We start from the raw sequence: 10,471 nt of genomic DNA, 5'->3' as shown, positions 1-10,471 counted from the left end.
TCGCTCATGGCCAGCGCGCCCACATGCTCGCCCGAGATCAGCTTGGGCAGGTATTTCTGGCGCTGTTCGTCGCTGCCGTTGCGCTTGATCTGGTTCACGCACAAATTGCTGTGGGCGCCATAGGAGAGGCCGACCGAGGCTGAGGCGCGCGAGATTTCCTCCATCGCAATCATGTGCGCCAGGTAGCCCATGTTGGCGCCGCCGTACTCCTCGCCGACCGTGATGCCGAGCACGCCCAAGCTCCCCATCTTGCGCCACAAGTCCATCGGGAACTGGTCGTTTTTATCGATCTCGGCGGCGCGCGGCGCGATTTCGGCCTGCGCAAATTCGCGTACCGCGTCGCGCAGGGCGTCAATCTCTTCGCCCAGTTGAAAGTTAAGTCCTGGCAGGTTCATGCTTGCTCCTTTATCTTGGTTTCAATCTCTTTTTTCCTGAGGCTTTTGGTCAGCAGGGCCTTCGCCTCGCGCTGGTGCACCTTGAGCTCATCCAGATTGGCCTGCAGGTCGGCCATCTGCGCTTCAAGCTGTTTCTGGTGTTGCGCGAGCACCAGCAGAAATTTCTGCAGCTGCGGCCCGGTGTCGCGCGGGCTGTCGTACATCTCGATGATTTCCTTGGCCTCGGTCAGGCTCAAGCCCAGCCGCTTGGCGCGCAGCGTCAGCTTCAAGCGGGTCCGGTCACGCCCGCTGTAAACGCGATTGCGCCCGCCGGGGCCGGACCGCTCGGGCTGCAGCAGGCCCATGTCTTCATAAAACCGCATGGCCCGCGTGGTCAGGTCGAACTCACGGGCCAGATCGCTGATGCTGTAGGTGATAGCCATAAGTTGTGTTGGGCAAAGGTGACTGCGCCAAACGGCGTCCCCACCTACAATGCGATTTTTCAATTGACGTTTACGTAAACGTCAATTATGTCGCAAATTAGGAACGCCCTTGAACACAGCCGCCAACAAACCCGTCAACCGGCTCGCCGATGAACTCGAAAAACAGCTGCACTACCCGCTAGGCGATACGCTGCCCGCCCCCGGCGCCACGGTGACGGTGGCGCCGGGCGTGAAATGGCTGCGCATGACGCTGCCGTTTGCGCTGAATCACATCAACCTGTGGCTGCTGCGCGACGAGATCGACGGCCAGCCCGGCTGGAGCGTGGTGGACTGCTGCATCAGCCGTGACGAGGCCAAAGCCCAGTGGGAACAGATATTCGCGGGCGAACTCGAAGGCCTTCCGATCCTGCGCGTGATCGTGACCCACATGCACCCGGATCACATCGGCCTGGCCCACTGGCTGTGCGAGCGCTGGAATGTGCGCCTGTGGATCAGCGCCACCGACTACGCGTTGGCGCGCATCGGCACCGAAGGCCCGACCGGTTTCGGCGGTGATTCGGCGGCCGCTTACTTTGCCTCGCACGGCCTGAATGACCCGGACACCGTCGAAAAAATAAAAGGGCGTTCCAGCTACTTCCCGACCCTGGTGCCCTCGGTGCCACGCCAGTACCGGCGCATGATGGACGGCGACGTGCTCACCATTGGCGGGCAACAGTGGACCTGCATCAGCGGCTACGGCCATGCGCCGGAGCACATCTCGCTGTATTGCGAAGAACTGCGGGTGCTGATCGGTGGCGACATGATGCTGCCGCGCATCTCCACCAACGTCAGCGTGTACGACCAGGAGCCCGAATCGAACGCGCTCAAGCAGTTTTTGGACTCGATTGACAAATTCAAGGCGCTGGACGCCCAGACGCTCACCCTGCCCGCGCATGGCAAGCCGTTCACCGGCCTGTATCAACGCATTCAACAGTTGCAGGACCACCACCGCGACCGCCTGGCCGAGGTGATGGAGGCCTGCAGCGCCAAGCCCAGCAGTGCCGCCGAGATGTTGCCGGTGCTGTTCAAGCGCGCGCTGGACCTGCACCAGACCACCTTTGCCATGGGCGAGTCGATTGCCCACCTGCACCTGCTGTGGTATGAGGGCCGCTTGCAGCGCACCCGCGGTGAAGACGGCGTCTACCGTTTCCATGTGCCTGCCGCGCGTTAGCATGGACCGCGCAAGCAACAAGTCGGTCGCTCTGTACTGGGATTTCGAAAATCTTCACGCCAGTCTGACAGACGCCCGGCTGGGCGAAGGCGCCTACAACAAGCCGGATGGGCGCTTCAAGTCCCAGGAGCCCCTGATCGACGTGCCGGCCATCATTGAGCTGGCCGCGTCTTTCGGACCCCTGGCGATCAATCGCGCCTACTGCAACTGGCAGTATTTTGGGCGTTACCGGGATGCCTTGCTGGAGGGTGCGGTTGAACTCATTCAACTGTTCTCGCCCGGTGCCTCGGCCAAGAACGGGGCGGACATCCGGCTCTGTCTGGATGCGGTCGAGGACCTCGGCCGCTTTGGCCATATCGGCACCGTCGTGATCGTCGGCGGCGATAGCGACTTCATGCCGGTTGCACAAAAGATCAAGGCGGCCGGCCGAACGCTGATTGGGGTGGGCGCGCGCAAGTCGACCAACCGGCATTGGGCCAAGAGCTGCCACGAATTTCGCTACTATGAAAATCTGGTCAACACGCCCGACATGGCAGAGGCGCCGCCGCCCGATAGCCCGCTGCTCTGAGCGAAAGGCGTCAAGGCGGGGAAGGCGGGCTGGCGCCAGGGCCAGCGCCGCCCGCGCGGCGGATGTCGCGCAGCATGAAGAGGTACAGCCCTTCCACCTTGTCACGGGCCCACGGCGTCTTGCGCAGAAATTTCAGGCTCGATGCGACGCTGGGGTCGCTGCTGAAGCAGCGCACCGGTACGCGCTCGCTCAAGCCGACCCAGCCGTAGTGCGCGACCAGGGCCGTGACGATGGCTTCCAGCGTCAGGCCGTGCAGGGGATTAGCGGTTTGCTTGAGGGGCGTGGGAGAAATTGGCATGCCGCGATTTTGGCATTAGCCGACTTTACGTTTCAAGCGACTTTGCAGTGCGGCTGTCGATTCGCAGATTACCAGTCCATTGGCAGGTGAATCGGCTGCAGCGATAGCGGTGAACCGGCACAAACAGGTTCAACAAGCGGTCAGAGGCGCGACGCGGAATCCGGATCAAGTTTCCGCCACACAGCGCGCAGGTGAGTTTTCCCCCGCCGCTCTCGTCCGCGGATTCTTCATGGGGTGCGGGTGGTTTCATGTTCATCCACGAATAGTACTGATAACGTCTTGCCGCGTCAGTGCGCCGGCGCGCTTAACACGGACTATTTCTACCATTTTCAAGTGGTGCCAGCCAGAACCCTTGCCTGCTGTGACAAATGTGACAAATCACCAAACCAGGGTCAGCCCCCAAGGCAGCCACGCCGCCACGGCCACGGCCACCAGACCGAGCGAGACCGGGGTGCCGAAGCGCGCGCCGCCGGCCGCATAGGCGGCGATGATCTTGCTGATCGTGTTGGTGGAGAAGGCCAGCAACACCGCCGTCAACACAGTGGCGGGCTCGATGCCGCCCTGGGCTGACAGGGTGATGACGGCCGCCGCCGGTGAGTGCAGGTCGGCAAAACCGGCCAGCGCCGTGGTCGCATAAATAGCCAAGGTACCGAATACCCCCTGCACCCAGGCCACGACCGCCGTGATGGCCGAGAGCAGCAGCGCCAGGCCGATCGACTGGACCGGGCTGAAGGCGCGCCCCATCTCTTGACCATCGTCCGCCAGCGTGTCGCTGCGTCTCAGGGCGGCCAGACCCAGCACCAGGGCCGTGGCCAGCGCACACGCCAGGGACGGGCCGAGGCTGCGCAGCGCGGTCGGCTGCAGCACCAGCGCCATCAACGCCAGCAGCAAGGCCGTGGACACGGTGGAAAACCAGGCAGCGGCGACACAGGCCATGCGCAGCTCGGGTCGCTTGCGCGCGCGCGCGCCCATGGCGGCCACGGTGGCCGTGCTGGAGACGAAACCCGCCACCAGCCCCGACAGCGGCAGCCCGAGCTTGGCGCCAAACAAGCGCAAGGCCACATGCCCGACCGCCTGCACGCTCATGATCATCACCACCAGCAGCCAGACCGTGCGCGGGTTGACGCCGCCCAGCCAGGCCACCGGCTGGTTCGGCGCCAGCGGCAGGATGATGAGGGCCGAGGCGGCCAGCACCAGCGCGTCGCGCAGCTCCTGCTCCGACAGGGTGCGGGTGGAAAAACGTTGCAGCGGCACACGCGCCGCCAGCAGGCCGGCCACCACCACACCGACCGCCGCCGCCACCGCCTGCTGCTCCACCGCCAGCACGCCCAGCAGAAAGGTCACGAACAAGGCCATTTCGGTGGTAACGCCGGGATCGCGGGAGCGGTCTTTCATGTGCGAGATCACGGCCAGCGTGGCCACCAGCACGGCGGCCACCAGCGTGATCCAGGGCTGATTCAGGGACTGCGCCACCGCACCCGCCAGCGACACCAGGGAGAAGGTGCGGATGCCGGCAAAATGCCGCGTCGGGCCGCTGCCTTTGCGGCGCTCGCGGTCGATGCCGATCAGCAGGCCCAGCCCCAAGGCCAGCGCCAGCGTGGTGAGGGTGTCATAGCTCAGATCCATGAGGGCAACGGTGTTGGCGGATGGCGCGGTGCGCAGGCGCTATTGCCAGCGCGGCGCCGCTTCATCCTTGAGCTGCCCGCGCAGTGCGGCGTAGTCGGGCACCACCGAACGCACGGTGTCCCAGAAACGCGGGCTGTGGTCCATCACCCGCAAGTGGCTGAGCTCATGCGCCACCACGTAGTCAATGACGGGCTGGCGGAAATGAATCAGGCGCCAGTTGAGCCGGATGGCGCCGTCAACACGGGCGCTGCCCCAGCGCGTCGCGGCATTGCTGAGCGAGAGCTTGCGCCACTGCACCTGCAACTGCGGCGCAAAGTGGTCCAGCCGCTCGATGAAAACGCGTTTGGCCTGGCGCATCAGCCAGGCCTGCACCGCGTCCCGGATCTGCTCCGCAGTAGCCGCGTGCGGCAGCGCGACCTGCAGCGTCAGGCCCGGCGTGCCGGTCTGGAGCTCGGCGCCGGCGGCACCAAAGCCATGGCGCGGGTCCAGCACCACCGTCACCGGCTGGCCCAGGAAAGGAATCGTGGTGCCGTCCCGCCACTCGATGCGCTGGGACACCAGCCGTTCGTGACGTTCCGCGGTCTCGCCCAGCTTGCGGATGATCCACATCGATTTCTCCTGCAAGGCGGCGTCCACTTCATACAGCGGCACCCACTTCGGGGCGCGCACCACCAGACCTTGCGGCCCGACCGAAAAACCAATCGTGCGCCGCTTGCCGCGTTTGAACTCATAGGCCACGAGGGCATCCGCCAAACGCGCTTCGCGGTTGGCGCGGGGATGGCGAAAGGTGGCGGGGGCGATCAGATCCTGCAGCCGACTGGCGGGCTCGCCAGCGCCAGCCGCTATTAATTCAATAGCTGGTTGCGCATTGTTGACGGGCGCTGGCGCCTGATTTGACTCAAAAAGATCGAGCGTGAAGCGTAGCAGCGGGTGCATGGCGTTGCGCTTAAACGTAAGCCTCGGGGTCAATCCGGCGCATCTCGGCTTCGATCCAGGCCTCAACCTCGCGCATCAGCTCCTTGGGCTCGCGTCCAACGCTGGGAATCGGCGGCCCAATCGAGACATCCACCACACCGGGGACCTTGATAAAGCCTTTGCGCGGCCAGCATTTACCCGACGACACCGCAATCGGGATCACCGGCGCCCCGGTTTCAACCGCGAGCCGGGTGCCGGCCGTCTGGTAAGTGCCTTTTTCGCCACGGGCAATTCGCGTGCCCTCGGGGAACATGATGATCCAGGTGCCCTGGGCCAGCAAGCGCTTGCCCTGTGCCACCACGTGCTTGAGGGCGGCGGCCCGCGATTCGCGGTTGATGTGAATCATGTCCAGCCGCGCCATCGACCAGCCAAAGAAAGGAAGGCGCAAGAGCTCGCGCTTGAAGACAAAGGCCAGCGGATGCGGCATCAGGGTCGGCAGCAGCAGGGTCTCCAGCGTGGACTGGTGTTTGGACAGCAAAATCGCCGGGCTGCTCGCCCCTTGCGGCAGGTTGTCCATGCCGCTGACCCGCACCTGAATGCCCAGAATCACGCGTGTGCCCCAAATGACCAGACGAAACCAGTTGACGGCGAACCACCACAGCGGCGTGCGGCGCACCCACACGGAAATCACCACCAGCGTGAGTCCCCACGGAATCACCGTGATCAGTATCCACGCCATGTGCAGTATTGATCGAATCAAGGACATGTAAGGTAATTCAGGGCTCTAGCCCCCGTTGATAGTGCACAGAACGCTATTATTTTAATAGCAAAGAAGTTGTCGAATCACGCGGCGGCAGTTTCCCGCGCAATCAGAAAATCGGCAAATGCGGCGAGGTCATCATGGACCCGCAGCGCTTTGGGAAAGGTTTCGGGCAAGCTGCGCCCGCGGTAGGTCGCGCCCTTGCCGGTCAACACCAGATGCGGCTCGCATCCGGCGGCGACACTGGCCAGCACATCGCGCGCCGTGTCGCCCACCGCCGGCACGCCGGCCAGGTCCAGCCCGTAACGCTCGCCGATCTGCTCGAACAGGCCGGGCTCCGGCTTGCGGCAGCGGCAGCCCTCATCGGGCGCATGCGGGCAATAAAACACGGCATCGATTCGCCCGCCCACCGCCGCCAGCAGCTTGTGCATCTTGGTGTGCATGGCGTTGAGGGTGGACACGTCAAACAGGCCCCGCCCCAAGCCCGACTGGTTGGACGCGATCACGACATGCCAGCCGGCGTGGTTGAGCCGGGCAATGGCCTCCAGCGCGCCCGGCAAAGGCGCCCATTCCTCTGGAGATTTGACATAGTCGGCACTGTCTAGGTTGATGGTGCCGTCGCGGTCGAGGATGACGAGTTTCATGGCGTATCGGCTCAGGCAACGAGCCGGGACAGATCAGCCACCCGGTTCATGGCGTCGTGCAGGCTTTTCAGCAGGCCCTGGCGGTTCAGGCGCAGGTCGACTTCCTCGGCATTGACCATGACGCCGTCGAAGAAGGCGTCCACCGGCGCACGCAGGGCGGCCAGGGTTTGCAGCGAGGCGGTGTAGTCGCCGGCGTCAAATTGGGCTTTCGCCTTCGGCGTCACGTCTTGCATCGCCGCGTACAGGGCGATCTCGGCGGGCTCCCTGAGCAGCAGTTCGCTGACATGGGGATCAACGTCCTGCGCTTTTTTAAGAATGTTGCTGATGCGCTTGTTGGCGGCGGCGAGGGCGGCGGCTTCGGGCAGGGCCGCGAAAGCACGCACGGCGGCGAGACGCTTGGGGACGTCGCCCAGGCGCTGTGGGCGTTGCGATACCACCGCATCGACCTCTTGCGCGCTATAGCCCTGCTCGCGCAGGGAGCCGGCTAGGCGGTCGTAGATGAAATCGATCAACTTCGCGTCAGACCCAACGTCAAGCACCTTGAAAGTGATCTCGACATCGCGAATGAGCTCGGTCAAAGACAATTGAATGTCCCCCTCCACCAACATGCGGATCACCCCCAAAGCATGGCGTCGCAGCGCATAGGGATCCTTGTCCCCCGTCGGCACGTTGCCGACACCGAACATGCCCACCAGCGTTTCCAGCTTGTCAGCCAACGCCACCACCACGCCCACCTGATTACGCGGCAACTCATCGCCGGCAAAGCGGGGTTTGTAATGGTCTTCAATGGCGAAGGCAATGTCTTCGCTCAAGCCATCATGGCGGGCGTAGTAGCCGCCCATGATGCCTTGCAACTCGGGGAACTCGCCTACCATGTCGGTCAGCAAATCGGTCTTGGCCAGACGCGCGGCGGTATCGGCCGCTTGCGCCAGGGTGTCGCCACCGAGTTGCTGGCCGATGGCTTTCGCAATTGCGCGCACGCGCTCCGTACGTTCGCCCTGTGAACCCAATTTGTTGTGGTAAACCACCTTGTCCAGTCCTTCGACACGCGATGCCAGCGTCTTCTTGCGATCCTGATCGAAGAAGAACTTGGCGTCGGCCAGGCGCGGGCGCACCACGCGCTCGTTGCCGCCGATCACGGCGCTCGCATCCTCCGGGCTGATGTTGCTCACCACCAGAAACTGGTTGGTCAACTTGCCCGCGGCATCAAGCAGCGGAAAGTACTTCTGGTTGGCCTTCATCGTGAGGATCAGGCATTCCTGCGGCACGTCGAGGAACTGGGCCTCGAACTCGCAGACCAGCACGTTGGGACGCTCCACCAGACCGGTTACCTCGTCGAGTAAGGCCTCGTCTTCGATGGGCCGGAGCGCCACGTGCGACTGACCATCTTTGCCGCGGCCCGCCTGGGCGGCAGCGGCGGCCAGCTGGCGCACGATCTCGGCGCGGCGCTCGGCGAACGATGCAATCACCGCACCGTCCTGGGCCAGCGTGGCGGCATAGCTGTCCGCGTCCGCGATCAGCACCGGCGACACTTTGGCCTCAAAGCGGTGGCCTTGCGTGCGGTTGCCCGCCGTGAGCCCCAGCACCTTCACGGGCACCACGGTGCTGCCGTGCAGCGCCACCAGGCCGTGCGCCGGGCGCACAAAGTGCACGCTGCTCCAGCCGGGCAGCTCGCAATCGGTTTCCAGCTGGTAGCTCATGACCTTGGGGATCGGCAATTTGGCAATCGCTTCTTCCAGCGCTTTTTGCAGGCCGGTGTCGAGCGTGGCGCCGGAAACCAGGCTGTCATAGAACAAGGCTTCGGCCTTGCCGTCGGGAGCTTTTCTGAGCGCTGCCACTACCGCCGCCGGGTCGGCCACATCGGCGCCCAGCGCCTGCAGTTTCTTGAGCAGCGCGGGCGTCGCGTGGCCAGCGGCATCCAGCCCGACGCTCACCGGCATGAGCTTTTGTTGCACCGCCTTGTCAGCCGCTTTCAGCCAGACGTGGGTGACGTGGGCCGCCAAGCGGCGCGGCGAGGCATAAGCCGTCACGACGGATTCGGCGCTGGCCAGGCCCTGCGTGCGCAGCTGCTCCGCCAGTTGCGTCGCAAACGCCTCGCCCAGCTTCTTGAGCGCCTTGGGCGGCAGCTCTTCCACAAACAATTCAACGAGAAGGTTTTTGGTCGTCATTTTTTATGCTGCCTTCTTCGTCATTTGCGCGACCCACTCGCGCGGCGCCATCGGGAAGCCCAGGCGCTCGCGGCTTTCCAGATAGCTCTGGGCGACGCTGCGTGCCAGGTTGCGGATGCGCCCCATGTAGGCGGCGCGCTCGGTGACGCTGATGGCACCGCGCGCGTCCAGCAGGTTGAAGCTGTGCGCGCACTTGAGCACCTGCTCATAGGCCGGCAATGCCAGTTGCACCTCAATCAGATGTTTGGCCTGTTTTTCGTGCGCCGTGAAGGCCGCGAACAGGAAGTCGACGTCGCTGTGTTCGAAGTTGTAGGCCGACTGCTCTTTTTCGTTTTGCAGGTAGACGTCGCCATAGCTCAGGGTGTCGGTCCATTGCAGGTTGTAGACGCTGTCCACCCCCTGCAAATACATGGCGAGGCGCTCCAGGCCGTAGGTGATTTCGCCCGTGATGGGCTTGCAGTCGATGCCGCCGACCTGCTGGAAGTAAGTGAACTGCGTGACCTCCATGCCGTTGAGCCAGACCTCCCAGCCCAGACCCCAGGCGCCCAGCGTGGGGTTTTCCCAGTCGTCTTCGACAAAGCGGATGTCGTTCTTCTTCAGATCAAAGCCCAGTGCTTCGAGCGAGCCGAGGTAGAGCTCCAGGATGTTGGCCGGCGCGGGTTTGAGCACCACCTGGTACTGGTAATAGTGCTGCAGGCGATTCGGGTTCTCGCCGTAGCGGCCGTCTTTCGGGCGGCGGCTCGGCTGCACATAGGCCGCCTTCCAGGGCTCGGGCCCGAGCGCTCTCAAAAATGTCGCCGTGTGCGAGGTACCGGCACCGACTTCCATGTCATAGGGCTGCAACAAGGCGCAGCCCTGGGCATCCCAGTAGGACTGCAGTTTCAAAATGATTTGCTGGAAGGTCAACATGGCGTGGGTGCTTGGACGGGCTTCGCCCTGGGGTTTGGAAACAGACACGGGCTTCGCGTGTAAAGCGGAGATTTTACGGGGGTTCGAGGCTGGCGGATCAGTACCCGACAACAGCGACCGGCTGGCGTTTTCGCCATCGCGTGCGCGCCGCCAACAAGACCAGGCCCAGGGCCCCCAGCCAAAACGGCCACAAGCCCCAACGCGCAAGCCACCCGGCATAGGGTGTGACGCCGGTTCTGCCCTCCACCTCGCTCACCAGCACCGCCCGGGTATCGCGCACCAAGGCGGCGACAACGCGCGCGCGATGGTCCACGATCGCACTCGCGCCGGTGTTGGTCGCCAGCACGAAGGGGCGCGCGAACTCCAGCGCGCGCATGCGCGCAATCTGCAGGTGCTGGTCCATCGCCAGGCTGTTGCCGAACCACGCCAGGTTGCTGATGTTGACGAAGATGGTGGGGGCCTGCGCCGGGTCGGTAAAGAGCTGGCCGAGCTCTTCGCCGTACAGATCCTCAACACAGATATTGGGCGCCAGTTTTTGCCCCTGCCATTCAAAGGG

12 protein-coding genes are annotated in these 10,471 nt (G+C 63.9%); 2 read left to right on the top strand and 10 right to left on the bottom strand.

What is annotated here, in order from left to right:
- Positions 1-395 (bottom strand): acyl-CoA dehydrogenase family protein (locus tag B3V69_RS05370; protein WP_296444485.1); only part of this gene is annotated, 395 nt, incomplete at its 3' end.
- Positions 392-817 (bottom strand): MerR family transcriptional regulator, encoded by a 426-nt coding sequence (locus B3V69_RS05365; RefSeq protein ID WP_296444482.1) that lies wholly within the window; start codon positions 815-817, stop codon positions 392-394. The genes B3V69_RS05370 and B3V69_RS05365, both read right to left, overlap by 4 nt.
- Before the next feature lie 109 nt (positions 818-926).
- Between B3V69_RS05365 and B3V69_RS05360 the strand changes: the two genes are divergently transcribed.
- Together B3V69_RS05360 and B3V69_RS05355 are read left to right on the top strand one after the other, a co-directional pair.
- On the top strand, positions 927-2,027 hold the full coding sequence (locus B3V69_RS05360; RefSeq protein ID WP_296444479.1) for an MBL fold metallo-hydrolase: 1,101 nt from the start codon (positions 927-929) through the stop codon (positions 2,025-2,027).
- A gap of 1 nt (position 2,028) precedes the next feature.
- Entirely contained in the window at positions 2,029-2,595 is a 567-nt protein-coding gene (locus B3V69_RS05355) for an NYN domain-containing protein (RefSeq protein WP_296444477.1), read from the top strand.
- A gap of 10 nt (positions 2,596-2,605) precedes the next feature.
- On the opposite strand, the gene B3V69_RS05350 is transcribed toward B3V69_RS05355, so the two are convergent.
- The 8 genes from B3V69_RS05350 to B3V69_RS05315 form a co-directional block, all read right to left on the bottom strand.
- Complete coding sequence (locus tag B3V69_RS05350) at positions 2,606-2,893, bottom strand: VF530 family protein (RefSeq protein ID WP_296444475.1); 288 nt, start codon at positions 2,891-2,893, stop codon at positions 2,606-2,608.
- A gap of 378 nt (positions 2,894-3,271) precedes the next feature.
- Positions 3,272-4,519, bottom strand: coding sequence for an MgtC/SapB family protein (locus B3V69_RS05345; protein ID WP_296444474.1), 1,248 nt, complete (start codon positions 4,517-4,519; stop codon positions 3,272-3,274).
- Positions 4,520-4,558: 39 nt separating this feature from the next.
- On the bottom strand, positions 4,559-5,455 hold the full coding sequence (locus B3V69_RS05340; RefSeq protein ID WP_296444472.1) for a M48 family metallopeptidase: 897 nt from the start codon (positions 5,453-5,455) through the stop codon (positions 4,559-4,561).
- Between the two features lie 10 nt (positions 5,456-5,465).
- On the bottom strand, positions 5,466-6,200 hold the full coding sequence (locus tag B3V69_RS05335; RefSeq protein ID WP_296444471.1) for a lysophospholipid acyltransferase family protein: 735 nt from the start codon (positions 6,198-6,200) through the stop codon (positions 5,466-5,468).
- 77 nt (positions 6,201-6,277) lie between these two features.
- On the bottom strand, positions 6,278-6,838 hold the full coding sequence (gmhB, locus tag B3V69_RS05330; RefSeq protein WP_296444469.1) for a D-glycero-beta-D-manno-heptose 1,7-bisphosphate 7-phosphatase: 561 nt from the start codon (positions 6,836-6,838) through the stop codon (positions 6,278-6,280).
- Positions 6,839-6,849: 11 nt separating this feature from the next.
- Positions 6,850-9,006 (bottom strand): glycine--tRNA ligase subunit beta, encoded by a 2,157-nt coding sequence (gene glyS, locus B3V69_RS05325; RefSeq protein ID WP_296444467.1) that lies wholly within the window; start codon positions 9,004-9,006, stop codon positions 6,850-6,852.
- Positions 9,007-9,009: 3 nt separating this feature from the next.
- The gene (gene glyQ / locus B3V69_RS05320) at positions 9,010-9,915 is read right to left on the bottom strand and encodes a glycine--tRNA ligase subunit alpha (RefSeq protein ID WP_296444490.1); all 906 of its coding nucleotides are present in this window, start codon (positions 9,913-9,915) and stop codon (positions 9,010-9,012) included.
- Between the two features lie 97 nt (positions 9,916-10,012).
- Positions 10,013-10,471, bottom strand: a 459-nt coding sequence (locus B3V69_RS05315) for a nitrilase-related carbon-nitrogen hydrolase (protein WP_296444466.1), incomplete at its 5' end; no start/stop codon positions are given.

This window comes from Rhodoferax sp. UBA5149, assembly GCF_002413825.1.
In the GTDB taxonomy this organism is placed as follows: domain Bacteria; phylum Pseudomonadota; class Gammaproteobacteria; order Burkholderiales; family Burkholderiaceae_C; genus Rhodoferax.
Note: the sequence above shows the minus strand (reverse complement) of the source record. Positions and strands in the feature narration are given on the sequence as shown.